Consider the following 24685-nt stretch of genomic DNA (forward strand, 5'->3'; position numbering starts at 1 on the left):
CGAGGGGCTCACGATCGTGGTCACCGGCTCGCTCGACAACTACAGCCGCGACTCGGTCAAGGAGGCGATCGTGGTCCGCGGAGGCAAGGCCTCGGGCTCGGTGTCGAAGAAGACCGACTACGTCGTGGTCGGCGAGAACGCAGGGTCCAAGGCCGACAAGGCCGAGCAGCTCGGCGTGACGACCCTCGACGAGGCCGGGTTCGAAAAGCTCCTGGCGGGCGGACCGGACGCCGTTTGACGGACCAGCAGCCCGGTTGTCTAGGGTGGCCGGAATGTCCGGCAAGCGAGCGAAGCCATCGCCGTGGCGCTTCCTGCGCGCCACGCCCGTGGTCGTCGTCGCGGTCGTCGTCTGGGTGATCGTCGGGCTGTTCTTCCTGTTCCCCGGTCCCGGGTCCGACCAGGCGCACGAATGGGCGCTGGACCCGATCCCGAGCAACTCCGACGACGAGGCGCCGAGCGACGCGGACCCCTCCGTCGCCGGTCCGTCCACGCCCACCTCGTCGGCGCCCGGCGCGCCGGGCTCCCGAGGCCCGGCGGCACCGCGGAGTGCCGCACCGGACCAGACGCCCGCGGGTGGCCTCGAGCTGACGGGTGCGACGGCCGGTGCACCGAACCAGCCGCGTCCGCGGCCCAGCGGCGACCCCGACGACCCGGCGACGGCCGACTCCACCCCCGACTCCACCCCCGACTCCAGCCCCGGCCCACCCGCGGACAACCCGGGCAAGAAGAAGGGGCACGACAAGCCGCACGGGCCTCCCGGCAGGCCCGACTAGCGACCTCCGGCGCCCGGAGGGGGGTGCTCGCCCGAGCCCCCGCGCCCGCGGTAGACGCGCCGCCGCCAGCGATCCACGGCCTCCTTGGCCGTGATGCCTGCCCCGACCAGCCAGAAACCGCCGACCAGGAATCGACCGTAGGCGACGAGAACGACGCCCACGAGCGCCAGGAGCACGGTCCCGACGACGAAGGTGACCGGCCCCTTCGGCGTCTTGCGGGCGGCCCACCACCGTCGCAGGAGTGCCATCCGTGGTCCGGGGCCGCTGTCCTCCCTCGCCGGCATCGGGAGATGCCGCTCCTCGGGGACCATCGCGTCGAGTGCGGCCACCAGCGTGTCGCCACCGTGCCACTCCTCGGGTTGCACGGTGAGGCCCCAGCCATCGGACGTGACCAGATGGCGGGCGCCGTCGGCGAACTGGTGGATCCCCTCCACGTCGTCGGCGTGGTAGCACTGGTACTCGGGCTCGGCGACCAGGTGGGCGTCGTCGTCATCGACCACCAGGTAGGCCGTGACCGCGGGCCAGTCACGGTGACGGAACCGGCGGCCGGTGACCCGGCCGCGGCTGGTGGGCTGGGCAAGCTGGGGGATTCCTTCCGGAACCGGTGAGTCGCCGGGAACACCCAGCATCAGGCTGCGCCGGAAGTCCGAGGCGACGGCACGGATGTCCTCGGTGGTGAGTGCCTCCAGCTCCTCGACCACCTGCTGGTGGTTGAGGACAGGGCGTCCCCTCAGGTACTCGTGAGCGGCACGACCTGCCACGCCGACGGCGTTGTACGGATCGTTGACCGCCTGCAGTCGGGACTCGACCTGGTCGCGCAGCTGGTCGGCCGACGGGCCGTCGTCGGCCATCCATCTCACGAGCTTCCGTGCCCGCTTCGCCAGGGTCGGGTAGGCCTCGCGCGCGATGTCGGCCCCGACCACCACGAGCGCGTGGTCGGGGTCGACGGCCTCGTACCACGACCACGGTGCGTACGACGCGCCGTCCTGGTTGCGGAACTGCTCGCGGACCTCGCGCTGGAGGAGCTCGGAGAGAAGGGTTCCGGGGGTGCCGCGCGGCACGACGCCACTGAGCACCAGCCCGGCCGGGTCGACGTACCACCCCGGGAGCTCGTCCTCGCAGGGGACGGCGGGGCGAGCGGGCCGCAGGTCGCCGGGTGGCAGGGACAGCTCGAGGTCGTCGGGAGGGGGACCGTCGAGGACCAGAGCCGCGTTGCCCTGGGTGAAGACGCTTTCGGCGAGCTCCCGCAGGCGGCCCGGCGTCGCGCGACCGAGCCCTGGCTCGCCCATGGCCAGGACACCCGGACCCCGGGAGCCGTACCGCCAGGCAAGGGCCCGCTCACCGGGGCCGCCGCGCATGCCGGCCTCGGCTCGCAGGACCGCACGCTCGCGGTCGAGGTCGGTGAGGTCGGGGTCGGCCAGCCAGGCGGTCACGTCCCGCAGGTGTCGGGTCACCTGCTGCGTCGGGCCGTGGGTCTCGAACCCGGTGATGAGCGGCGAGACGAAGCCATTGACGTGGAGTGCCCCGCCACCCCTGCCGTGCAGGACCGAGTGCTCGAGGAGGTGCAGCCACCCGGACTGGTTGAGGGGTTCGTCGGCGCTCCCGGCCCGAAAGAGCAACCAGCAGCCGAGCGTCGGGCGCCCCGACTCCACCCAGAAGCACTGCACGCCATCCACGTGGGTCTGGTGCAGAGTCATCATCGCGGTCTCTCCCGTCATCCGCCGACGTGGTGGCAGCAACCTACCCAGCGATCCGGGCCCAGCGGGAGCACCTAGGATTCTGGCCATGCCTGAGCGCCCCACCGAGTCGGCCGCGGCTATCTCGCGGGACGAGGTCGCCCACCTGGCCGACCTCGCCCGGATCGACCTGTCCGACGCCGAGCTCGACCACCTCGCCCCGCAGCTCAACGTGATCCTGGAGTCGGTGGCCTCGATCCAGGGCGTCGCGGGTGAGGACGTGCCTCCGACGTCGCACGCGCTGCCGTTGAGCAACGTGTTCCGCGACGACGTGGTGACGCCTGGCCTGACCGCCGAGCAGGCGCTGTCGGGAGCGCCGGAGAGCGAGCAGCAGCGCTTCAGCGTGCCGCGCATCCTCGGGGATGAGCAGTGAGCGAAGCGAGAGGCCGCGTCGGCCGGGAGCGGGGAGCGGGCCGTGAGTGTGCGGCCGAACTGCGAGCGAACAGGAACAGCCGGTGAGCGAAGCGAGAGGCCGCGTCGGCCGGGAGCTGGGAGCGGGCCGTGTGTGTGCGGCCGAACTGCGAGCGAACAGGAACAGCCGGTGAGCCTGACCCGGAGGACGGCCGCCGAGCTGGCCGAGTCGCTGGCCGCCGGAGACACCACGTCGGTGGAGGTCACCCGCGCCCACCTCGACCGGATCGCCGAGATCGATGGCGACGTCCATGCCTTCCTGCACGTCGACGGGGACGGCGCGCTCGCCGCCGCCGCTGCCGCCGACGAGCGCCGCGCGGCGGGCCAGCCGGCGTCCGCGCTGGACGGCGTCCCGATCGCGGTCAAGGACGTGATGGCCACCCGGGGGCTGCCGACCACCTGCGGGTCCCGGATCCTCGAGGGCTGGGTGCCGCCGTACGACGCGACGGTGGTCGCGCGGGTGCGCGCGGCCGGCCTGCCGATCCTCGGCAAGACCAACATGGACGAGTTCGCGATGGGCTCCTCGACCGAGCACTCCGCCTACGGGCCCACCCGCAACCCGTGGGACCTCGAGCGGATCCCCGGCGGATCCGGGGGCGGGTCCTCGGCCGCGGTGGCGGCGTTCGAGGCGCCGATCGCCCTCGGCACCGACACGGGGGGATCGATCCGCCAGCCCGGCGCCGTCACCGGCACGGTCGGCATGAAGCCGACGTACGGCGGGGTGTCGCGCTACGGCCTGGTCGCGCTCGCCAACTCCCTCGACCAGGCCGGTCCCGTGACGCGGACCGTGCTCGACGCGGCGCTGCTGCACGAGGTGGTCGGCGGCCACGACCCGCTCGACTCCACCAGCATCGACCAGCCGCTGCCCGACCTCGTCGGCGCTGCCCGCAAGGGGGCTTCCGGCGACCTGACCGGCGTCCGGATCGGTGTCGTCACCGAGCTCGGTGGCGAGGGCTACCAGCACGGTGTGCTGACGCGGTTCCAGGAGTCGGTGGACCTGATGGTCGAGGCCGGCGCCGAGGTGGTGGAGGTGTCGTGCCCGCACTTCGTGCACGCGCTGGCCACTTACTACCTGGTGCTGCCGGCCGAGGCGTCGAGCAACCTCGCGAGGTTCGACGCCATGCGCTACGGCCTCCGGGTCATGCCCGAGGGCATCGAGGCCCCCAGCGCCGAGGAGGTCATGCGGGCGACCCGTGACGCCGGGTTCGGCGAGGAGGTCAAGCGCCGGATCATCCTCGGCACCTACGCGCTCTCCAGCGGCTACTACGACGCCTACTACGGGCAGGCGCAGAAGGTGCGGACCCTGGTCAGCCGCGACTTCGAGGCAGCCTTCGAGCACGCCGACGTCCTGGTGTCGCCCACGGCGCCGACCACGGCGTTCCGGCTGGGGGAGAAGCTCGACGACCCGCTGGCGATGTACCTCAACGACCTCGCGACGATCCCCGCCAACCTCTCCGGCGTGCCTGGCATCTCGGTCCCCAGCGGGCTCGCGGAGGAGGACGACCTGCCCACCGGCGTCCAGATCCTGGCCCCGGCGCTGGCCGACGACCGCGTCTACCGGGTCGGCGCCGCCCTCGAGAAGCTCTGGACCGACCGGTGGGGCGGCCCGCTGCTCGACCGCAACCACGGTCTCGACGCCGTCGAGGGCCGGACGGGAGCCACGGCATGACCGACCAGCTGCTCTCCTTCGACCAGGCCATGGAGAAGTTCGACCCTGCCCTCGGCCTCGAGGTCCACGTCGAGCTCAACACCGCCTCGAAGATGTTCTGCGGCTGCCCGACCGAGTTCGGCGCCGAGCCCAACACCCAGGTCTGCCCCACCTGTCTCGGGCTGCCCGGGGCGATGCCCGTGGTCAACCGCAGGGCCGTCGAGGCGGCGATCCGGATCGGCCTGGCGCTCAACTGCGAGATCGCGGAGTGGTGCCGGTTCGCGCGCAAGAACTACTTCTACCCGGACATGCCGAAGAACTTCCAGACCTCCCAGTACGACGAACCCATCGCCTTCGACGGCTGGACCGAGGTGGAGGTCGACACCGACGACGGCAGCGAGACGTTCCGGATCGAGATCGAGCGTGCCCACATGGAGGAGGACACCGGCAAGTCGCTCCACGTCGGCACCTCCGGTCGGATCCATGGCGCCACCCACTCGCTCGTGGACTACAACCGCGCCGGCATCCCGCTGATCGAGATCGTGACCAGGCCGGTCCTCGGCACGCGGGAGAAGGCGCCCCTGGTTGCTCGCGCGTACGTCGCCCAGCTGCGTGAGCTGCTGCTCGGCCTCGGCGTCTCCGACGTACGGATGGAGCAGGGCTCGCTGCGGTGCGACGTGAACCTCTCCCTCGCGCCGACGGGCACGGGGACGCTCGGCACCCGCACCGAGACCAAGAACGTCAACTCGCTGCGCTCGGTGGAGCGCGCCGTCCGCTACGAGGTCCAGCGGCACGCCGCCGTGCTCGACTCCGGAGCCAAGGTGCTGCAGGAGACGCGACACTGGCACGAGGACACCGGCATCACCACCAGCGGCCGCGAGAAGTCCGACGCGGAGGACTACCGCTACTTCCCCGAGCCCGACCTCGTCCCGGTGGCGCCCAGCCGTGACTGGGTCGAGGAGCTGCGCGCCGACCTGCCCGAGCCGCCGCGGGAGAAGCGGGCGCGGCTGCAGGCGGACTGGGGCTTCTCCGACCTCGAGATGCGCGACACCGTGGGCGCCGGCGCACTGGTCCTGGTCGAGCGGACCATCGATGCCGGTGCCTCGCCCCAGTCGGCGCGGAAGTGGTGGCTCGGCGAGCTGGCCCGCCGTTCGAACGAGGCGGGAGTCGAGCTCACCGACCTCTCCGTGACGCCCGCCGACGTGGCGCGGGTCCAGGCGCTGGTCGACGAGGGCAAGCTCAACGACAAGCTGGCCCGCCAGGTCCTCGACGGTCTGCTGGCCGGCGAGGGCACGGTCGACGAGATCGTCGCGGCCCGCGGGCTGGCGATCGTGTCCGACGACAGCGCGCTCGGTGCCGCGGTCGACAGCGCCATCGCCGCCAACCCCGACGTCGCCGACAAGATCCGCGGCGGCAAGGTGGCCGCCGCCGGCGCGCTGATCGGCGCGGTGATGAAGGAGATGCGCGGCCAGGCCGACGCCGGCCGGGTGCGGGAGCTGATCCTGGAGAAGCTCACCTGAGGCGTGCCGGGCTCCCGGTGTCCGGGGGCTCCCCACCCGGGCGCAACCCGTGGGCCCGGCCGGACCGCGCCGGCGTCGGCGGCGTGACCCCGGCCGGGATCTGGCGTTGAACCGGCATGCGTGCCAGAAACCTCACCACGGTCGCCGTCGCCGTGTCCGCCCTCGCGGTCCCCTTCCTCGCCGGGTCGAACGCGGCGGCCGCCCCCGCTGACGGCATCTACGACGAGTACGTCGCGCTCGGCGACTCCTGGTCTGCCGACGTGGTGATCGCCGACGCCAACGGCACGCCGGACACGACCCATGCGCCGGTCGGCTGCGGGCAGTCGCACACCAACTACCCCAAGCTGCTCGCCGCGGAGCTGGGCATCACGAACTTCCGGGACGCCACGTGCGGAGGGGCCGAGACCGACGACTTCTACGCCCCGCAGAGCGTCGAGCCAGGGGGTACCAACCCGGCGCAGTTCGACCGACTGACTCCCACCACCGACCTGGTCACCGTCGGCATCGGCGGCAACGACGCGGGGATCGCCGGCGCCGCGATGGACTGCTTCGGCGTGTTCCCCGACAACGAGACCGCACCTCCCGGGACCGCGCCCGAGCAGGTGCCGAACGGCGGCTGCAAGGACCGGTACGCGCCCGAGGGTGGTGAGGACCAGCTCGCCCGGCAGATCCTCGAGGCCGAGCCGAAGGTGGTGGCGGCACTCCAGGAGATCCACCGGCGGAGCCCGGACGCCCGGGTGCTGATCATCGACTACTTCGCTGCCGTCCCCGAGCACGCGTGCTACCCGACGGTGCCGATCAGCGAGGAGGACATGGTCTACCTGCACGCCACGATGCTGCGGCTCAACGCGATGGTGCAGCGGGCCGCCGTCGCCGGAGGTGCGGAGTTCGTCGACTCCTACACCCCCACGATCGGTCACGACATCTGCCAGGCGCCGAACGTGCGGTACGCCGAGGTCTTCGGTCCCTCGGTGAACGGCCCGGCCGTCGGCGTGCCCGCGCATCCCAACTCGGCAGGCGCGGCGGCCCAGTTCCGGGCGGTGCTCGCCCAGTTCCACGCCGGAGGCTGAGACCCCCACGGGGCCGTCAGGTCCCGTCGCCGCAGCGCTTCGCGCCAAAGCCCGTTGTCCCGCGGTGGGCGGCGGGAGAGAATCGTCGGCGTGCCGACCTCCAGCCAGTGGCTCGCGTTCCTGATCGCCTCACTCCTGTTCATCCAGGTGCCGGGGCCGAGCCTGCTGTTCGCGATCGGCAGGGCGCTCACCGTGGGCCGTCGTGACGCGTTGCTGTCCGTGGTCGGCAACGGCCTCGGACTGATGCTGCAGGTCTGCCTGGTGGCGCTCGGCCTGGGAGCAGTGGTGGCGGCCTCGGCAACGGCCTACACCGTGCTGAAGCTCGTCGGCGCCGCCTACGTCGTGTGGCTCGGGATCCAGGCGATCCGCACCCGTGCCGAGGCTCGCCACGCACTCGAGCAGACTCCGGCGACGATGCCCGAGCGCGGCCCGGCGGCGAGGTCGGTGCGCGTCGGGCTCATCGTCGGCGCGACGAACCCCAAGACGATCGTGTTCTTCGTGGCGTTCCTGCCGCAGTTCACCCACGACGGGGCGGGCAGCGCCGGGCTCCAGGTCGCGCTCCTGGGCCTGGCCTTCGGCCTGCTGGCGATCGCGTCGGACAGCGTGTGGACCTTTGCGGCGAGCAAGGCCCGGGACTGGTTCTCCCGGAAGCCACGCCGGCTGGACCTGCTCGGCGCCACCGGCGGCGCGATGATGGTTGGGCTCGGCGCGACCATGGTCGTCGCCGAGTAGCCGGACAGGGGTACCCGGGCTTCGGCGGTCCTCAGCCGGCGAGCCCGCCCCGGACGGCCGGCAGGTCCGGGGGTGCCCCGTGCTCCACCAGCCTGAGCACCGCGTCGAGGTCGAGATGCTCCTCGACCGCGTCGGCCAGTACGTCGATCCGGTGCTCGCGGGCATCGGCGAACGACACCCCTCCGACGTCGATGCCCTCGCGGCCGGCCAGCCCGGCGACGAGCTGCAGCCACGCCGTCCGGAACGCATCGCCCTCCAGGCACCCGTGCCACATCGTTCCGAAGACCGCCCCCGACCGGCATCCCCCCGGAAACGGCTCGCCGGCGTCGGCCCGGACCCGACCGTGGTGGATCTCGTAGCCCGAGACGGCGGCTCCGAGGTGGGTCCCCGAGGGGGTGCCGAGCACCTTGTCCTGCCCGAAGCTGGTCGTCGCCTCCAGCAGGCCGAGGCCCTCCACGCGCGCCCCGGCGGGGCCCTCCACCCCGTCGGGGTCGGCGATCTCCCGGCCGAGCATCTGGTAGCCGCCGCAGATGCCGAGCACCACCCCGCCGCGTGCCGCGTGCTCGCGCACGGCGTCGGCCAGCCCCTGCTCGCGCAGCCAGGCCAGGTCGGCGATCGTCGCCCGGCTCCCGGGCAGGACGACCACGTCGGCGGTGCCCAGCGACTGCGGGTCGGCCACGAACTGCACCTCGAGTCCCGGCTCGAGGTGCAAGGCGTCGAGGTCGGTGAAGTTGCTGATCCGCGGAAAGCGCAGCACCGCGACGCGGAGACGCGGCCCGGAGGCAGGAGCCGCCGGCGACCGGTCGTGCACCGACAGCGAGTCCTCGGAGTCCAGCCACAGGCCGGGGAGCCACGGGATCACCCCGAGGAAGGGCCTGCCCGTCAGCTTCTCGACCAGGTCGAGCGCGGGCCGGAGCAGCCGGTCGTCACCACGGAACTTGTTGACCACCAGCCCCGCGATCAGGGACTGGTCGGCTTCCTCGAGCAGCGCGAGGGTGCCGTGCATGGCCGCGAACACCCCGCCCCGGTCGATGTCACCGACCAGCAGCGCCGGCATCCGGGCGTGGCGGGCCAGACCCAGGTTCACGTAGTCGTGCGCGCGCAGGTTGACCTCGGCCGGGCTCCCGGCTCCTTCGCAGACGACGACGTCGAAGCGATCGGCCAGGTCGTCGTACGCCGCGTAGGCCGCCGCGGCGAGCGCGGCCCGGGTCCCGGCGAACTCGCTCGCGTCCAGCTGGCCGGCGGGGGAGCCCATGACGACGACGTGGCTGCGCCGGTCGCTGCCCGGCTTCAGCAGCACGGGGTTCATCGCCGCCTCGGGCTCTGCCCGCGCCGCGACCGCCTGGATCCACTGGGCTCGTCCGATCTCGGCGCCGTCGGCCGTGACCATCGAGTTGTTGGACATGTTCTGCGCCTTGAACGGCGCCACCCTCGCCCCGCGGCGGGCCAGGGCCCGGCACAGGGCGGTCGTCACCACCGTCTTGCCGGCGTCGGAGGTGGTGCCGAGCACGATCAGGCTGCCTCTCACGGAGAGACCCTATGACGGCGCACGCGGGCCGGCCGGGGTAGTGTGCTGGTGCTCCCGTCCCGTGCGGGAGTGCCACGGCGCTCAGTGAAGTCCGGTGAGATCCCGGTGCTGTCCCGCAACTGTGAAGCCGGCCCTCGGGGGTCGGACGAGCCAGGTCACCTGACCCGTGGCCCACGTAACTAGCCTCGGACGAAGGTAGTTCGTGCGGCAACCGCCCTCGTGGCGCGTGCGGCCCGACGACTCTCGTCCTCCGAGACCGGAGGATGTTGTGCACACGAAAGTTTCCCGGCGCCCTCAGCGGCGCCCGTTCCTGATCCTGCTGGTGGGTCTGCTGTCGAGCGTGGTGCTGGCCGGCTGCGGCGGCGTCGACACCGTGGACCAGGCGGCCGACTCCGCGCCGGCCGCGAGCGAGGAGTTCCCGGTCGACGTGCTGTCCGGGCCCGTCGACAAGGGCACCGAGATCACGATCTCCGACGAGCCCGCCTCGATCGTCTCCCTGAGCCCGACCGCGACCGAGATGCTGTGGGAGATCGGCGCGGGCGACCAGGTGGTCGCCGTCGACGACCAGTCCGACTACCCCGAGGACGTCCCCACCACCAAGCTGTCCGGCTACCAGCCCAACGTGGAGGCGGTTCTCGAGCACGAGCCCGACCTGGTGGTCGCCTCCGACGACACCGGCGACCTGGTGGCGAACCTCGAGAAGGCCCAGGTGCCGACGCTGCTGCTGCCGGCGGCCGAGGACCTCGACGAGACCTACTCCCAGATGGAGCGCCTCGGAGCGGCCACGGGGCACACCGACGAGGCCGAGCAGGCGGTCGCCGACATGCGTGAGGGCATCGACCAGGCCCTGGCCGACGCACCGGACGCCGAGGGCCTGACCTACCTCCACGAGCTCACCCCGGACCTCTACACCGCGTCCGGCAGCACCTTCATCGGGGAGGTGTACGGCCTCTTCGGGCTGGAGAACATCGCGGACAGGTCCAGGGTCAAGGACGACTACCCCAAGCTCTCCAAGGAGTACGTCGTCTCCGCCGACCCCGATCTGGTGTTCCTGGCCGACAGCCAGTGCTGCGAGGTGTCCGTGACCGACGTCGAGAAGCGGGCCGGATGGGGCCAGGTGGCGGCCGTCGAGGAGCAGCAGGTCCACGTCGTCGACGAGGACGTGGCCAGCAGGTGGGGCCCGCGGGTCGTCGACTTCGTGGAGCAGGTGAGCGAGATCCTGTCCGAGCGCGAGAGCGCGCTCGGTGCCTCGGACGGCTGAGGCGACCATGGCGCTCGACCTGGTCGGCGAGGAGCGCGGCACCAGCGCGGTGGCGCGGGTGCGTGCCCTGCGTCGCCTCGACGCCCGGCCACGGCTACGGCGCACCAAGATCCTGGTCGGTGCGCTGGTCTGCCTCGTGTCGGTCCTCGTCGGCTGCCTGGTCGGCCCGGCCGGGTTGAGCGTCTCCGGTGTGCTGCTGGAGCTGCTGGACGCGATCCCGGGGGTCGAGGTCGACTCCGGCATGTCGCTCACCCAGCAGGCCATCTTCTGGGAGATCCGGCTGCCGCGCGTCGTCCTGGGGGTCCTGGTCGGGGCGATGCTGGCGGTCGCCGGCACGGCGTACCAGGGGGTGTTCCGCAACCCGCTCGCCGATCCCTACCTGCTCGGCGTCTCCAGCGGAGCCGCCCTGGGGGCGACGCTGGGCATCGTGGCCGGCGGCACGATCGGCCCGGTGGGCATCCCGCTGCTGGCATTCGTCGGGGGACTGCTCGGCGTCGCGGCGACCTACGCGCTCGGCAGCAGTGTCGGGGGAGGCCGGGGCGCGGTGGTCATCGTGCTGGCGGGGGTCGCGGTCGGTGCCTTCTTCAACGCGATCCAGAACTTCGTGCAGCAGCAGTACGACGACTCGCTGCTCTCGGTCTACTCGTGGATGCTCGGCCGCCTGAGCACCGACGGCTGGTCCGACGTGGCGATCGCCCTGCCGTACGTCGTCGTCTCCTGCGCGGTGATCCTGATCCACCGGCGGGTGCTGGACGTGATGGCCGTGGGAGACGTCGAGGCGGCGAGCCTCGGGGTCGACCCGGCACGGGTCCGGCTGGTCCTGGTGCTCACCGCCACGCTCGGCACCGCCGCGGTGGTCAGCGTCAGCGGGCTGATCGGCTTCGTCGGGATCGTGGTGCCGCATGCCGTGCGCCTGCTCTTCGGGGCCGCGCACCACACGCTCCTGCCGCTGGCGCTGCTCCTCGGGGCGGCGTTCCTGGTGCTCGCCGACGTCGTCGCCCGGACCGCGCTCGCGCCGGCCGAGGTCCCGATCGGCGTGGTGACGGCCCTCCTCGGCGCGCCGTTCTTCCTCGTCGTCCTGCGCCGCACCAAGGGGGACATGTGAACCCGGGGCCCAACAGGTCGCGGCCCGGCGAGCAGCCCGCGCTGGAGTGTCGCGGGGTGTCCGTCGAGCGCGCCGGCACCAGGGTCGTCACCGATGTCGACCTCGTGGTCGACCAGGGCGACTGGGTGGCGATCGTGGGGCCCAACGGCGCCGGCAAGACCACGCTGATGCACGCGGTCGCCGGGCTGATCCCCGCGAGCGGGGAGCTGCGGGTCGCGGGCCTCGACCCGGGACGCGCCTCGCGACGCCAGGTCGCCCGGGTGGTCGCCCTCATGCCGCAGCGGCCGGTGGTGCCCGAGGGGACCACCGTCGGGGAGCTGGTGGCGCTCGGCCGGACCGCCCACCTGCGGCGCTTCGGCACCGAGACGGCCGCCGACCGGGCCGCCATCGAGCGCACCCTGGACCGGCTCGAGCTCACCGAGTTCACCGACCGGCCGGCGCTCGGGCTCTCGGGGGGCGAGCTGCAGCGGGTGGTCCTGGCCCGCGCCCTGGCGCAGGAGCCCCGGGTGCTGCTGCTCGACGAGCCCACCAGCGCGCTCGACATCGGCCACCAGCAGAGCGTGCTGGACCTCGTGGACGCCCTGCGGCTGCAGGACGAGCTCACCGTCGTGGCCGCGATGCACGACCTGACCCTGGCCGGGCAGTACGGCCGCCGGGTCGTGCTGATGGACCACGGCCGGGTCGTGGCCGACGCCAGCCCGAGCGAGGTGCTGCGTCCGCGGCGGCTCTCCGACGTCTACGGCGCCCGGGTCGAGGTCCTGCAGCGGGACACCGGACCCGCCGTGCTGCCCGTGCCGGCCGCCGCCACACCCGGTCGCCGCGACCCGGATCCGCTGCCCCGGCGCACGCTCGTGCTCGGTGGCGCCCGGTCCGGGAAGTCACGCCACGCCCAGCGACTGCTCGCCGACTGCCCGGAGGTGCTCTACGTCGCGCCCGGCCCGGTCCCGGACGACAGCGACTCGGACTGGGCGGCCCGGGTCGCCGCCCACCGGGCCGACCGGCCGGAGGGCTGGACCACCCTCGAGACCGACGACGTGGCGGGGACCATCGAGGCCGCGACGCAACCGGTGCTGGTCGACTGCCTGGCCACCTGGCTCGCCGGCGTCCTGGGCGCCGCCGGGGCCTGGGAGTCGATCGACGGCGACACGTCGTGGCACGAGACGGTCGACAAGGAGGTCGACCGGCTGCTGCGGGCCTGGCGCTGGGCAACGGTGCCGGTCGTGGCCGTGAGCAACGAGGTCGGGTCGGGCGTCGTCCCGGGGACGCGCTCCGGCGTACTGTTCCGGGATGCCCTGGGTCGGCTCAACCGTCAGGTCGCGGACCTGACCGACGACGTACGCCTGGTGGTGGCCGGGCGGGTCCATCGATTGGAGGACGAACGAGCATGACCACGACAGCGTGGATCGACGAGCCGTCGCGCGCCGGGGCGAGGGCACGTGTGGACGGGCTCGCCAAGCCGCTCGGCGCCCTGGGCCGACTGGAGGACCTCGCGGTCTGGCTCGCCGGTGTCCAGGGCACCGACGAGCCCGCTCCGCCACGGTCGGTCTCGGTGGTCGTGTTCGCCGGGGACCATGGCGTGACCGGCGGTGACCGGGCGGTCTCGGCCTATCCCCGGGACGTGACGGCGCTGATGGTGCGCGAGTTCCTCGAGGGCGGCGCCGCGGTCAACGTCCTGGCGCGGGCGCAGGGGGCACGGGTCAGGGTGCTGGACCTCGGGGTGGACGACGACCTCGCCGGCACCCCGCCGGAGGTGGGCCGCTACAAGGTGCGCCGCGGATCGGGGTGCATCGACCGGGAGGACGCCCTGTCCAGGGCCGAGACCGCGGCCGCGCTGGGCGCCGGGGCGGCGATCGCCGACGAGGAGATCGACGCCGGCTGCGACCTGCTCGTCCCCGGCGACATGGGGATCGGCAACACCACGGTGGCCGCCACCCTGGTCGGAGCCGCCCTCGAGCTCGACGCCTCGCAGGTGGTGGGGCGGGGAACCGGCATCGACGACGCCACCTGGCGCGGCAAGCACGCGATCGTCGAGGCGGCCCTGGCCCGCTCCCGGGCCCACGGCGACGACCCGGTGGCGCTGCTGCGGGTCGTCGGCAGCGCCGACACGGCCGCGATGACCGGGTTCCTGCTCCGGGCGGCCGAACGCGGCCGCCCGGTGCTGCTGGACGGCATCGTGTCCGGTGCGTGCGCCCTGCTCGCCGAGCGGATGGTCCCCGGCGCTGCCGCGTGGTGGTGTGCCGGCCACCGGTCGACCGAGCCCGCCCACGGGGTCGCGCTGGAGGCGCTCGGGCTGGTGCCCCTGCTCGACCTCGGGATGCGGCTGGGCGAGGCGACCGGCGCGCTGACGGCGCTGCCGCTGCTGCGGACGGCGGCCGGGCTGCTGGCGGAGATGTCGACGCTCGCATCGGTCACCGACGCGGCGGCCGACCCGGTCTCGTCCAGGTGACGGTCCTCGGCGACGGACTCCGGCTCGGGCTCGGAACACTGACCGTCCTGCCGGTGCCCCCGCCCCGGCGGGTGACCTCGGCCGAGGCCGCGGTCGCCATGGCGACCGCGCCGATCGTCGTGCTCCCGGTGGCGGCCGGGGCCGCCGCCGTGGCCTGGGCCTCCGGGTTGTTCTCCCTTCCGCCGCTGGTCGCGGCCACCCTCACGGTGGCAGTGCTGGGACTTGCCACCGGGGGCCTCCACCTCGACGGGCTGGCGGACACCGCCGACGGGCTGGCCACCCAGGGGACCCGTGCGCGGCGACTGGAGGTGATGCGTCGCGGGGACGTCGGCCCCTCGGGCGCGGCGGCCCTGCTGCTGGTGCTGGCGGTCCAGGTCGGCTCCCTCTCCGCCCTCGTGGCCCAGGAGAGCTCTCCGGTCACCACCGTGCTCCTGGCAGTGGTCGTGAGCCGCACCGCCCTGGCGCCGGCCTGCATGCGCGGGCTGTCCGCGGCGCGGGCCGACGGGCTGGGGAGCGCCGTGGTCGGCGCCGTCCCCCCGCTCGCAGCCGTACTCGTGGTCGGCCTGACCGCTGTCGTGGTCACGCTGGTGGCGGGGCCGGGTGGGCTGCTCGGCGTCGCGGTGGCTGCGCTCGCCGTGGTCGCCGTGCTGCTGGTGTGCCACCGGAAGCTGGGCGGCAGCACGGGAGACGTGCTGGGCGCCTGCGTCGAGATCGCGCTGGCTGCCTACCTGGTGACCCAGGTCGGCGCGCTTCCCACCCCCTGACCGCGGCTCGGGCTCAGCCCGGGTCCACGACCAGGATCTGGTCGTCCTCGGGCCCGGGCGTGGCCCGGCCGTCCCGGTTGGACGTGGACACCCACAGGTTGCCGTCGGGCGCCACCACGACGGTGCGCAGCCGGCCGTACCGGCCGACGAAGAAGTCGGTGGGCCGGGCGGCGCGGCCGTCGGCCACGTCGATGCGCCAGAGCCGCTGGCCCTGCAGCGCACCGAGCCACAGCTGCCCGTCGACGTAGGCGAGGCCGGAGGGCGAGGCCTCGGAGGTGTTCCACACGACCTGCGGGTTGACGAGGTCGGGGTCGTCACCGCGTCCCTCGAAGGTCGGCCAGCCGTAGTTGCCGCCCTTTCGGATCAGGTTCAGCTCGTCGAAGGTGGACGCTCCGAACTCGGACGCCCAGAGGTTGTCGTCGTCGTCGAACGCGAGGCCCTGCACGTTGCGGTGGCCCAGGGTCCAGACGGGGGAGGAGGGGTCGGGGTTCCCGGGAGCCGGATCGCCGTCGGTGGTGATCCGCAGGATCTTTCCTCCGAGCGAGTCGGGGTTCGGGGCGAGCTCGGGGATGCCGGTCTCGCCGGTGGAGGCGTAGAGGTGGCCGTCGGGTCCGAACTGCAGGCGCCCACCGTCGTGGATGAAGCCGTTGGGGATCCCGTCCAGGATCACCTCGGGTGTGCCCAGCCTGCCGTTGCGGTAGGTGGTGCGGACGATCCGGTTGTCCTCCGCCGTGGTGACGTAGAGGAAGATCGTGCGGTCGCGGGCGAACCCGGGGGACACCGCGACTCCCAGCAGCCCGGCCTCGCCCTGCGGTGCGGCCGACTCGATCACGCCGACCTGCCGGACGCGCCCGCCCTTGATCGCCAGCACCCGCCGGGTGTCGCGCTCGGTGACGATCGCGGTGCCGTCGGGGAGGAAGTCGATCCCCCACGGGACCGACAGGTTGCGGGCGACGGTGTCGACCACGCGGGGCGGACCGGGCGGCTGCTCGCGGCTCGGCGACGGGGAGGTGGGTCGGGTCGCCGACGGTGCGGGTGCCTCGTCGGACGGCGTCGCGGTCACCGTCGGCGGGCTCGTGTCCTCCTCGCCGTCGGAACAGGCACCCAGGACGGCGGCGGCCACCACCAGGGTCGTCGCCGCGACCAGCGAGCGCCGCCCGCCCACGTCAACCGACCCGGGCCAGGAAGGCGAGCAGCAGGTCGTGGACCACGTCGGGCTTCTCCATCTGGATGAAGTGCGTGCCCGTCAGCTCGACGTAGGTGGCCTCCGGCATCCGCGCGGCAGCCGACTTCATCTGCCGGGCCGAGGTCAGCAGGTCGTAGGTCGCCCCGACGAACTCGGCCGGGACCCGAACCCGGCTCAGCCGCACCTTCGGGTGCTCCGAGGTGCGCAGGGCCAGGTGGCAGTACCACTCGACCGGGGTCGACAGGAAGGCCCGGACCGCGATCGCGGCCAGCTCCGGGTCGGCCACGGGCAGCATGAACCCGCTGTGCGAGATCACCGAGATCAGGCGCGGGCCCACCGGCAGCCGGGTGGTGACCGGGGTGAGGGCGCGGCCGCCGTACCTGAGCATCCGGGAGAGGTTGACGGTGAGCGTGTGGCCGACCAGCGGGGGTACCCGGAGCGGGCCGAGCATCGTCGAGAAGGTGTCACCCGGGACGCCGGCCACCGCGAACAGACCCTTGACCCGCTCGGGATGGTCGACCGCGAGCTCGAACATCGTGTTGACGCCCATCGACCAGCCCATCAGGACCGCGCGGTCGACGCCGAAGTGGTCCATGACCGACAAGGCGTCCTCGACGAAGTCCTCGATCCGGACCCGCTCGGGGTCCGCGGGGCGCGCGGAGCCTCCGGTGCCGCGGTGGTTCCAGGAGATGACCCGGACGCCGCAGTCGGGCTTGAGCAGCGCCGGCCAGGACCAGGGGTTGGTGCCCAGGCCGTTGCACAGCACCACGGTCGGGCCGTCGATCCGGCCATCGGGGTCGTTGGTCCACGCCCGCAGCGGCGTTCCGTCGTCGGAGAGGACCTCGTGGAAGGAGACCTCGACGTCGGCGACCGTCTGGCGTGCTTTCGAGGCGGGCATGACCCCGATTCTGCCCGAGCCCCCGGCGAGGTCGCGGGAGGCGTGGTCGAGTGCCGGCGGCGAGTGGGTCCGCCGGCACTCAACCTTGCGCGGTCACCGGCCGGTTTGCCGGTGTCCCTGTGCGATCCCGCTTCGCCGCGAGGAACTCCTCGACCTCGACCCGCTCCGACCGCCGCTGCGTGAGCGACGTGGAGGCGAGCATGGCGTTTCGTCGGGACCGTTGCTGTGACTCGACCGCCCATCGCGCGATCGGACTCAAGTGGTGGATCAGCTGGTTCATCGCGTCTCCCCCCGCGCTGCCCTGGACAGGTACGACGCTAGAGGGCTCACCGGCAGACCGGATCAACCAGCAGTGAAATCTGTGTTAACTCGCTCCCGGGATCGGTCCAGACCGGTTCAGTCCGGTGCGGGCTCCCGGATCACGCGGCGGGAGCTCGTGGCCCCGACGCTGGCCACCACGACGCAGGCCATGGCCAGCAGCTGCAGCGGCGTCAGGAACTCCTGCAGCACCACGACGCCCGCCAACGCTGCGGCGGCCGGTTCCAGGCTCATCAGGACGCTGAACACGGCGGGGCGGATGCGCCGGAGCGCGGTGATCTCGAGGCTGTACGGGATCACGGAGCTCAGCAGGCCCACCGCGGCGCCGAGGGCCAGGATCCTCGGGTCGAGCAGTCCCGGACCGGCCGAGGCGACCGCGAACGGGGCGAGCAGGAGGGTCGCCACGACGCTGGCGACCGCCAACCCGTCCAGACCGGGCCAGCGCCGTCCGGTCTGCGCGCTGAGCAGGATGTACGCCGCCCAGGCCGCACCCGCGACGAGGGCGAACCCGACTCCCGCCAGGTCCAGGTCACCGGGCTCGAACCCGAGCAGGGCCACGCCGAGGCCCGCCAGGGCTGCCCAGACGAGGTCGAGCGCCCGGCGAGACCCGAGGATGGCCAGGGTCAGCGGGCCCACGAACTCGATCGTCACCGCCAGCCCCAGCGGGATCCGGGCGAACGCCTGGTAGATCGCCCAGTTCATGACCCCCAGGCTGAGCCCGAACCCGAGGGCGATCACCCAGTCGTCGCGCGACCGTCCCCGCAGCACCGGCCGCGCGACGAGCCCCAGCACGACCGCGCTGGTCACCAGCCGCAGCCACACCATCGCGGTGGGCGTGACCTCGTCGAAGAGGTCCTTGGCGATGCCCGCGCCGAACTGGACGGACAGGATCCCACCCAGGACCAGCCAGACCGGTGAGAGTCGGCCCGATGAATGAGCGGGAGTCACCCGGTCAATCTAGGGAGGCACCAGGTCGTGGCCGGTCACCGGCCTGTCGTGGTGAGATGGCCCAACGTCGAGAAAGGGAGACCATGAGCACGATCCTGCTGGTGGGCACGCGCAAGGGGATGTGGATCGGCACCGCCGACGACCGGCGGCACGACTGGGAGTTCACCGGGCCGCACTTCGACATGGAGGAGGTCTACTCCTGCCTCATCGACAAGCGGGGTGAGCGTCCACGCCTGCTCGCGGGCGCGTCCTCGATGTGGCTGGGCCCGCAGGTGCGTCGTTCCGACGACCTCGGCAAGACCTGGCAGGAGACGCCCAACGGCGCGGTCCGCTTCCCCGACGGCACCGACGCGAAGGTCGAGCGGATCTGGCAGCTCGTCACCGGACCCGAGGACGGCGTCGTCTACGCCGGCTCCGAGCCCGGGGCGGTCTGGAAGTCCGGCGACGGCGGTGAGACCTTCACCCTGGAGCAGGCGCTCTGGGACCACCCGCACCGTCCGGAGTGGAACGCCGGCTTCGGTGGACAGGCCTTCCACACGATCCTTCCCCACCCGAGCGACCCGCAGTCGGTGACCGCCGCCCTCTCGACCGGGGGCGTCTACCAGACCAACGACGGCGGGGCCTCGTGGCAGCCGCGCAACCAGGGCATCCGTGCCGACTTCTTGCCGGAGGGGCAGCAGTACCCCGAGTTCGGCCAGTGCGTGCACAAGGTGACCCGCCACCCGTCGCGCCCCGAGCGGCTGTTCCTCCAGAACCACGGGGGCGTCTACCGCTCCGTCAACCACGGAGAGTCCTGGGAGTCGATCGCCGACGGTCTCCCCGCCGACTTCGGCTTCTCGATCGTCGTCCACCCGCACCAGCCCGACACCGTCTACGTGTTCCCGATCAGCGGCGGCGACGGCCGCTACCCCCCGGGCGCGAAGGCCCGGGTGTGGCGCTCCCGCGACGCGGGCGAGACGTGGGAGGAGCTCGGCCAGGGACTGCCCGACTCGTTCTACGTCGCCGTGATGCGCGACGCGATGTGCGTCGACGACCACGACCCGGCCGGGGTCTACTTCGGTGCCCGCAACGGCAGCGTCTGGGCGTCGGCCGACGAGGGCGACACCTGGCGGCAGGTCGTCTGCGACCTGCCGGACGTGATGGTCGTCCGCGCGGCGTCGATCTGACGTCAGGGGTTCATCTCCCGGACAACCCGGGATCACCTGGCTCCAGTGATCTGGAGCCGTGCAGACTTCTCGGAGAGCATTGCTCAGGGCGGGCGCCGTCGGGCTCGCCACCGTCTCGACGACCACGGTGCTGGACACGCGAGCCAGTGCCGCGACGACCCCGCTGAGGACGGACCCGTTCACGCTCGGGGTCGCCAGCGGCGACCCGGCGCCGGACGGCTTCGTCATCTGGACCCGGCTGGCGCCCGACCCGGTCGCGCCCGACGGGCGGGGCGGCATGCCCGACCGCTCCCACCAGGTGAACTGGCAGGTCGCGACCGACGAGGCCTTCACCGACGTCGTCAAGGCCGGTGCCGTGGACGCCGACCCCTCCTGGGCGCACTCGGTTCACGTCGAGGTGCGGGGCCTCCGACCCGGGCGTGAGTACTTCTACCGGTTCCGCACCGGGCAGTTCCTCTCCGGAGCAGGTCGGGCCCTGACCACCCCGGCCCAAGGCACACTCCCGGCGTCTCTCACCATGGCGTTCGCGTCGTGCTCGTCCTACCAGCACGGCTGGTTCACGGCGTACCGGCGGCTGGCCGACGAGCAGCCCGACCTGGTGCTGCACCTGGGTGACTACCAGTACGAGGGCCCGGGCAACGGCACCGAGCGCAGCCACCTCGGCGGGGAGACCGTGAGCCTGGCCGACTACCGGCGTCGGTATGCGCACTACCGGACCGACCCGGACCTCCAGGCGGCACACGCCGTGGCCCCGTGGCTGGTGGTGTGGGACGACCACGAGCTGGACAACAACTACGCCGACGAGGTGGCCGACCGGCCGAGCGAGCAGGCGGGCTTCCTCCAGCGGCGAGCGGACGCCTACCGGGCCTACTACGAGAACATGCCGCTGCGTCGTACGTCGGTGCCGCGGGGGATCGATCTCCAGCTCTACCGCCGGGTGTCCTGGGGTGAGCTGGCCACGTTCCACATGCTCGACACCCGCCAGTACCGCGACGACCAGGCCTGCGGCGACGGCTTCAAGAACTGCCCTGATGCCTACGCGCCCGGTCGCAGCCTGCCCGGCTGGGAACAGGAGAAGTGGCTCGTAGACGGGTTCGCCAGCTCGACCGCACGGTGGGACCTCCTCGGCCAGCAGGTCTTCTTCGGGCGTCGCGACGCCAACCCCGACCCGGCGGTGACGCAGGTGTCCATGGACGCCTGGGACGGGTACGACGCCTCCCGGCAACGCGTCATCGACGGCATGGTCGGCTCCGGGGTGCGAAACCCGATCGTGCTCACCGGCGACGTGCACGCCCACTGGGCCTCGGAGGTCTTCCGCGACCAGGACGACCCCGACTCCGGGATCGTCGCGTCGGAGTTCATCACCACATCGATCACGACGGGTGGGGACGGCGACGACGTGCCGGACGGGGTGCACCCGTGGGCGGCGTACAACCCGAATCTCAAGTTCTACAACCGCCTGCGCGGCTATGTCTCGACCAGGATCACGCCCGAGGCGATGACGGCCGACTACCGGTGCGTTCCGTACGTCACCCAGCCGGGGGCGCCGGTGTTCACGCGCGCCCAGTTCGTCGTCGAGGACGGGGTGAGGGGGATGAACCAGACGCAGGACAACCCGTCCGCTTCGGTGCGCCGGATCGGGCCGTCGGCACAGACAGCGCCCGATCCTGCCCAGATGGTTCGCAACACGTTGCGGGATGAGACCGGCAACTCGACCGGCCGGTGATCCTACCGCTGTGGCGCCGGTGCGATGATGACCGGCAAGCGCTACGGTCGCGCCCATGAGCACCTTCGAAGTCTCCCGCTCCACCAACATCGCCGCCGACCCGGCCAGCGTTCACGGCCGGATCAACGACTTCCGCGAATGGACCGCCTGGTCGCCGTGGGAGGACGTCGACCCGAACCTGCAGCGGATCTACACCGGCCCCGACCAGGGGGTCGGCGCACACTACGCCTGGCAGGGCAACCGCAAGGCCGGCCGGGGCTCGATGGAGATCGTGTCGTCGACCCCGGAGCAGATCGGGGTCACGCTGTCGTTCCTCAAGCCGTGGAAGGCGACCAACGACGTCACCTTCACGCTGCGGCCGACCGGCGGCGGGACCGAGGTCACCTGGACGATGACCGGCGTCAACAGGGGGATGGCCGGCGTGGTGACCAAGGTGTTCAGCATGGACAAGCTCGTCGGCAAGGACTTCGAGAAGGGCCTCGCCCGGCTCAAGGCGGTCTCCGAGGCCCGGTAGCGGGGGAGCGCGGACTCTTCGCCTCCCGACACGCCCGGATTCCCTCCGGGCGGCGTTCGAGGGTGACGTGTGCCGGTACTGCTCGTTGAGCCCCCGGAAACCGTCATCACCGAGGAGTGTCCGTGCAGGTCGGCAGAGTCATCTCCCTGCTGCTCAGCGGAGCAGCCGCCGCAGCCCTCGCGCTGGCCGGCATCGCGGCCGTGCCGACCGCGCAGCCAGCCGTCGCCGCCGCGTCCGACCAGGTCTACGAGGTGCACTACGTGCCGACGGTCGGCGACGCCGTCATCCGCGTCGAGGTCTGGCGGGACGCGTCGTACGACGCGCGCAGGCAGCCGGTGATCCTGACCTACTCGCCGTACAACTCGCTCAGCGAGCCCGAGACCGCGCGGGACTCGGTGGGCGAGACGTTCGTGCCCAAGGGCTACGCCCGAGCGGTCGCCGACGTGCTCGGCACGCGCGGCTCCACCGGGTGCTGGGACTACGGCGGCCCCCGGGAGCAGCAGTCCGGAGTCGACGTCGTGAAGTGGCTGGCCGACCGCAGGTGGTCCAACGGCAAGGTGGCGATGATCGGCGGGTCGTACAACGGCACGACCGCGTCGATGGTGGCCGCGCGGGGCGCGGACGTGCCCGAGCTGAGGGCGATCGTGCCGATCGCCGGGATCAGCCGGTGGTACGGCTACGCGTACGGCAACGGGGTCCGCTACTTCCTGAACTCGAAGGTCCCCTCCGACGAGGGCTTCGACACCCCGCTCGGGTTCGACTTCGGCTTCGCCAAGACCGTGGCTGCCGACCCGATGGGACAGACCTTCGCCGACACGATCCGCGACAAGGCCGCCGAGTGCGGTGCGATCGAGCACACCGAGGAGGGGTACGCCCGGAACCCCGACTACGACCGGTTCTGGCTCAGGCGCGACTACCGCAAGGACGCCCGTGACTTCCGCGCGGCGGTGCTGCTGGCGCACGGGTGGCAGGACTACAACGTCAAGCAGGAGGAGGGCCTCGAGCTCTTCCGGAGGATCCCGGTCGACCGGCCCGCGACCCGCGCCGTCGAGGGGGTGCCGTTCAAGATCATGCACCTGACCCAGGGCTCCCACTCCGGGGCCACCAACGGTCCCCGCTGGAACGACCTCCTCGAACGCTTCCTCGCCCGCACGCTCAAGGGGCGCAGGACCGGGATCGCCCAGGCGGGACCGGTGATCACCCAGGGCCGCACCAGCGCAGGCGCGGGCGAGTTCACGACCGCGGCCGACTACCCGCTGCCGCGCACCCGCAGCACGCGGCTGTGGCTGCGGCACGGCGGCCGGCTGACGGCCCGCCAGGACCGCACCGGGCGCATCGCGTCCTACCGGGAGACCGGTACGTCGGCCGAGGAGGCGCCGCTGGTCAGCGGGCTCGGCTATCGGTCAGCGCCCCTCGCACGGGCCACCCGCCTGGTCGGTTCGGCGGTGTTCCGGGCCAAGGTCCGGGTGTCGAGCGAGACGATGCACCTGACGCCGGTCCTGGTCGACATCGCCCCGGACGGCACCACGCGCACGATCGAGCGCGGCTTCCTGCACCTCGACTACCGCAACGGCCTTCAAGCCGACCAGCCGGCCACGGGCCGCTGGCTCAGCGCCGCCGTGCGCCTGCTGCCGCAGGACTACACCGTCGCCGCGGGCCACCGGATCGGCCTGCGGGTGCAGAGCTCCAACACGATCTGGGCCGTCCCCGGCAACCCCGGCACGGTCGACATCGCCCAGGGGTCGCTGAGGAACGTCGCGCGCGGCTCCTCGCTGACGATCCCCACGATCCGCAGCCCGGCCCGCTTCCGCTGATCGGGGGATCACCGGGCCGCGTCGAGGATCGCCTCGACCGTGGCGACGGTGACCGGCTCGTCGAGGAACTCGCCGACCCACGCCGCGTTGGCGGCCCGGTCCTCGTCGGTGGTGGCGGCCAACCATCGTTCGCAGCCCGTGCGGGCGATGTGGCCGGACTGGGCGATCAGCATGGTGAGGTCGCCCGTCCTCCGCAGGCGCGCCGGCCCGCCCGCGTCGACGTACGACGCGAAGAGCTCGCGCATCCGGCCGCCGTCGCCCTGCCCGAACTCGAAGAGCACCACCCCGAGCTCGCCCGCGGGGTCCGCCGGGCCCGCGTTCTCCCAGTCCAGCACCACGAGCCCGTCGTCGGGAGTGCGCAGCAGGTTGTCCGCCCACAGGTCGCGATGGCAGACCTGCACGGGAGCCGTGTCGACCAGCAGCCCCTCGGCGGCCAGCACGTCGGGCAGCAGGGAGGCGAGCCGGTCGGCGAACGGTGCGCGGGCCGCACCGAGCCGGGCCACGAGGTCGCGCCAGTCCGGCTCGCCGACGGGGGCGACGTACCAGGGGTCGACCGGCCCCTCCGCCGGCACCTGCACGCGGTGGATGCCCGCGACCAGGCCGCCGACCGTGGCCGGGTCGAGCGCGCGGTCCGGAGCGAGGACGTCCACCCACGCGTACACCCGTACCGGTCCCGACCCGAGCCGCGCGAGAGCCTCGCCCTCCGGCGTCCGGACCACGGCCGGCATCGGGACACCCTGGCTGCGCACCCGGTCCTGGTACGCCGCGTCGGCGGCGACCTCGTCCGGATCCACAGGGAAGCGGGCGTCCTTGACCGCGTAGTGCCCGTGCCCGGTCGACAGGCGCCAGACGTCTCCGAGGCGGCCGGCCGCGACCGGGCCTGTCATCGTGGCGCCGTCGCCGAGGTCGAAGCGCCCGGCCACCTCGGCGGCCTGGTCCGGATGCAGCACGCCTCCCAACCTAGGGCCCGCGTGCGTCGGCGTGCCGAGATGCTGCAGACGAGCCGGGTCCGTCCGGGTGGCACGCGTGGATCCCGGTGCTCGGCCACGCGTCTGCAGCACATCGGCACCCGCCACGTCCCGGAACGGCGGGCCGCGGCGGAGGGTCGCCCGACTACGCTC

At 72.7% G+C, this 24685-nt stretch carries 23 protein-coding genes and 1 riboswitch; of the genes, 16 read left to right on the forward strand and 7 right to left on the reverse strand.

Features of this window, described 5'->3' with window-relative positions; genetic code table 11:
- Together VFN12_RS02960 and VFN12_RS02965 are read left to right on the forward strand one after the other, a co-directional pair.
- Nucleotides 1-238 (forward strand): BRCT domain-containing protein (locus tag VFN12_RS02960; RefSeq protein WP_325117085.1); only part of this gene is annotated, 238 nt, incomplete at its 5' end.
- A 34-nt stretch (nt 239-272) separates the two neighbouring features.
- Nucleotides 273-773 carry a hypothetical protein gene (locus VFN12_RS02965; RefSeq protein ID WP_325117086.1) on the forward strand — a complete coding sequence of 167 codons (501 nt, stop codon included), beginning with the start codon at nt 273-275 and terminating at the stop codon, nt 771-773.
- Here VFN12_RS02965 and VFN12_RS02970 read toward each other — a convergent pair.
- Nucleotides 770-2473, reverse strand: a complete 1704-nt coding sequence (locus tag VFN12_RS02970) for a hypothetical protein (RefSeq protein ID WP_325117087.1) — start codon at nt 2471-2473, stop codon at nt 770-772. The genes VFN12_RS02965 and VFN12_RS02970 overlap by 4 nt on opposite strands.
- Before the next feature lie 85 nt (nt 2474-2558).
- On the opposite strand from VFN12_RS02970, the gene gatC reads away from it, so the two are divergent.
- The 5 genes from gatC to VFN12_RS02995 all read left to right on the forward strand — a co-directional run bounded on the left by gatC (nt 2559) and on the right by VFN12_RS02995 (nt 7890).
- Nucleotides 2559-2882, forward strand: coding sequence for an Asp-tRNA(Asn)/Glu-tRNA(Gln) amidotransferase subunit GatC (gene gatC, locus VFN12_RS02975; RefSeq protein WP_325117088.1), 324 nt, complete (start codon nt 2559-2561; stop codon nt 2880-2882).
- Nucleotides 2883-3050: 168 nt separating this feature from the next.
- Entirely contained in the window at nt 3051-4589 is a 1539-nt protein-coding gene (gatA, locus tag VFN12_RS02980) for an Asp-tRNA(Asn)/Glu-tRNA(Gln) amidotransferase subunit GatA (RefSeq protein ID WP_325117089.1), read from the forward strand.
- Entirely contained in the window at nt 4586-6088 is a 1503-nt protein-coding gene (gene gatB / locus VFN12_RS02985; RefSeq protein ID WP_325117090.1) for an Asp-tRNA(Asn)/Glu-tRNA(Gln) amidotransferase subunit GatB, read from the forward strand. Before gatA ends, gatB begins: the two co-directional genes overlap by 4 nt.
- 116 nt (nt 6089-6204) lie before the next feature.
- A complete protein-coding gene (locus tag VFN12_RS02990) occupies nt 6205-7158 on the forward strand; it encodes an SGNH/GDSL hydrolase family protein (RefSeq protein ID WP_325117091.1) in 954 nt (317 codons plus the stop codon).
- Between the two features lie 90 nt (nt 7159-7248).
- Nucleotides 7249-7890, forward strand: a complete 642-nt coding sequence (locus VFN12_RS02995; RefSeq protein ID WP_325117092.1) for a LysE family translocator — start codon at nt 7249-7251, stop codon at nt 7888-7890.
- 31 nt (nt 7891-7921) lie between these two features.
- Here VFN12_RS02995 and VFN12_RS03000 read toward each other — a convergent pair whose 3' ends face one another.
- A complete protein-coding gene (locus tag VFN12_RS03000) occupies nt 7922-9418 on the reverse strand; it encodes a cobyric acid synthase (RefSeq protein WP_325117093.1) in 1497 nt (498 codons plus the stop codon).
- Nucleotides 9419-9456: 38 nt separating this feature from the next.
- A riboswitch (cobalamin riboswitch) is annotated at nt 9457-9599 on the forward strand.
- Nucleotides 9600-9686: 87 nt separating this feature from the next.
- Between VFN12_RS03000 and VFN12_RS03005 the strand changes: the two genes are divergently transcribed.
- The 5 genes from VFN12_RS03005 to VFN12_RS03025 are packed head-to-tail and all read left to right on the forward strand — an operon-like array spanning nt 9687 to nt 14994.
- Nucleotides 9687-10679, forward strand: a complete 993-nt coding sequence (locus tag VFN12_RS03005) for an ABC transporter substrate-binding protein (protein WP_325117094.1) — start codon at nt 9687-9689, stop codon at nt 10677-10679.
- Entirely contained in the window at nt 10663-11784 is a 1122-nt protein-coding gene (locus VFN12_RS03010) for an iron ABC transporter permease (RefSeq protein WP_325117095.1), read from the forward strand. Before VFN12_RS03005 ends, VFN12_RS03010 begins: the two co-directional genes overlap by 17 nt.
- A 56-nt stretch (nt 11785-11840) precedes the next feature.
- Nucleotides 11841-13172 (forward strand): bifunctional adenosylcobinamide kinase/adenosylcobinamide-phosphate guanylyltransferase, encoded by a 1332-nt coding sequence (locus tag VFN12_RS03015; RefSeq protein ID WP_325117096.1) that lies wholly within the window; start codon nt 11841-11843, stop codon nt 13170-13172.
- Nucleotides 13169-14230 carry a nicotinate-nucleotide--dimethylbenzimidazole phosphoribosyltransferase gene (cobT, locus tag VFN12_RS03020; RefSeq protein WP_325117097.1) on the forward strand — a complete coding sequence of 354 codons (1062 nt, stop codon included), beginning with the start codon at nt 13169-13171 and terminating at the stop codon, nt 14228-14230. Before VFN12_RS03015 ends, cobT begins: the two co-directional genes overlap by 4 nt.
- The gene (locus VFN12_RS03025) at nt 14227-14994 is read left to right on the forward strand and encodes an adenosylcobinamide-GDP ribazoletransferase (protein ID WP_325117098.1); all 768 of its coding nucleotides are present in this window, start codon (nt 14227-14229) and stop codon (nt 14992-14994) included. Before cobT ends, VFN12_RS03025 begins: the two co-directional genes overlap by 4 nt.
- 13 nt (nt 14995-15007) lie before the next feature.
- On the opposite strand, the gene VFN12_RS03030 is transcribed toward VFN12_RS03025, so the two are convergent.
- The 4 genes from VFN12_RS03030 to VFN12_RS03045 all read right to left on the reverse strand — a co-directional run bounded on the left by VFN12_RS03030 (nt 15008) and on the right by VFN12_RS03045 (nt 18344).
- Nucleotides 15008-16159 carry a PQQ-dependent sugar dehydrogenase gene (locus VFN12_RS03030; RefSeq protein WP_325117099.1) on the reverse strand — a complete coding sequence of 384 codons (1152 nt, stop codon included), beginning with the start codon at nt 16157-16159 and terminating at the stop codon, nt 15008-15010.
- Nucleotide 16160: 1 nt separating this feature from the next.
- Nucleotides 16161-17078: an alpha/beta hydrolase gene (locus VFN12_RS03035; RefSeq protein WP_325117100.1), complete on the reverse strand. Its 918-nt coding sequence runs from the start codon at nt 17076-17078 to the stop codon at nt 16161-16163.
- Nucleotides 17079-17157: 79 nt separating this feature from the next.
- Nucleotides 17158-17358: a hypothetical protein gene (locus VFN12_RS03040; RefSeq protein WP_325117101.1), complete on the reverse strand. Its 201-nt coding sequence runs from the start codon at nt 17356-17358 to the stop codon at nt 17158-17160.
- A 116-nt stretch (nt 17359-17474) separates the two neighbouring features.
- Nucleotides 17475-18344: an EamA family transporter gene (locus VFN12_RS03045; RefSeq protein ID WP_325117102.1), complete on the reverse strand. Its 870-nt coding sequence runs from the start codon at nt 18342-18344 to the stop codon at nt 17475-17477.
- A gap of 83 nt (nt 18345-18427) precedes the next feature.
- Here VFN12_RS03045 and VFN12_RS03050 point away from each other — a divergent pair, with 83 nt between their 5' ends.
- The 4 genes from VFN12_RS03050 to VFN12_RS03065 all read left to right on the forward strand — a co-directional run bounded on the left by VFN12_RS03050 (nt 18428) and on the right by VFN12_RS03065 (nt 23564).
- Nucleotides 18428-19510 (forward strand): exo-alpha-sialidase, encoded by a 1083-nt coding sequence (locus VFN12_RS03050; protein WP_325117103.1) that lies wholly within the window; start codon nt 18428-18430, stop codon nt 19508-19510.
- Between the two features lie 79 nt (nt 19511-19589).
- Nucleotides 19590-21236 (forward strand): alkaline phosphatase D family protein, encoded by a 1647-nt coding sequence (locus VFN12_RS03055; RefSeq protein WP_325117104.1) that lies wholly within the window; start codon nt 19590-19592, stop codon nt 21234-21236.
- Between the two features lie 55 nt (nt 21237-21291).
- On the forward strand, nt 21292-21750 hold the full coding sequence (locus VFN12_RS03060; protein ID WP_325117105.1) for an SRPBCC family protein: 459 nt from the start codon (nt 21292-21294) through the stop codon (nt 21748-21750).
- Between the two features lie 122 nt (nt 21751-21872).
- Complete coding sequence (locus tag VFN12_RS03065; protein WP_325117106.1) at nt 21873-23564, forward strand: CocE/NonD family hydrolase; 1692 nt, start codon at nt 21873-21875, stop codon at nt 23562-23564.
- A gap of 8 nt (nt 23565-23572) precedes the next feature.
- Here VFN12_RS03065 and VFN12_RS03070 read toward each other — a convergent pair whose 3' ends face one another.
- Nucleotides 23573-24514: an aminoglycoside phosphotransferase family protein gene (locus VFN12_RS03070; protein WP_325117108.1), complete on the reverse strand. Its 942-nt coding sequence runs from the start codon at nt 24512-24514 to the stop codon at nt 23573-23575.
- Between the last annotated feature and the right edge of the window lie 171 nt (nt 24515-24685).

This window comes from Nocardioides sp., from assembly GCF_035703625.1.
In the GTDB taxonomy this organism is placed as follows: Bacteria; Actinomycetota; Actinomycetes; order Propionibacteriales; family Nocardioidaceae; genus Nocardioides.

Bases quoted from the DNA above. Each gene is read 5' to 3' on its own strand.
- VFN12_RS02990 (WP_325117091.1), top strand. From the start codon at position 6,205: ATGCGTGCCAGAAACCTCACCACGGTCGCCGTCGCCGTGTCCGCCCTC.
- VFN12_RS02970 (WP_325117087.1), bottom strand. From the start codon at position 2,473: ATGATGACTCTGCACCAGACCCACGTGGATGGCGTGCAGTGCTTCTGG.
- VFN12_RS02965 (WP_325117086.1), top strand. From the start codon at position 273: ATGTCCGGCAAGCGAGCGAAGCCATCGCCGTGGCGCTTCCTGCGCGCC.
- VFN12_RS03060 (WP_325117105.1), top strand. From the start codon at position 21,292: ATGAGCACCTTCGAAGTCTCCCGCTCCACCAACATCGCCGCCGACCCG.
- VFN12_RS03040 (WP_325117101.1), bottom strand. From the start codon at position 17,358: ATGAACCAGCTGATCCACCACTTGAGTCCGATCGCGCGATGGGCGGTC.
- gatB (WP_325117090.1), top strand. From the start codon at position 4,586: ATGACCGACCAGCTGCTCTCCTTCGACCAGGCCATGGAGAAGTTCGAC.
- VFN12_RS03050 (WP_325117103.1), top strand. From the start codon at position 18,428: ATGAGCACGATCCTGCTGGTGGGCACGCGCAAGGGGATGTGGATCGGC.
- VFN12_RS03035 (WP_325117100.1), bottom strand. From the start codon at position 17,078: ATGCCCGCCTCGAAAGCACGCCAGACGGTCGCCGACGTCGAGGTCTCC.
- cobT (WP_325117097.1), top strand. From the start codon at position 13,169: ATGACCACGACAGCGTGGATCGACGAGCCGTCGCGCGCCGGGGCGAGG.
- gatC (WP_325117088.1), top strand. From the start codon at position 2,559: ATGCCTGAGCGCCCCACCGAGTCGGCCGCGGCTATCTCGCGGGACGAG.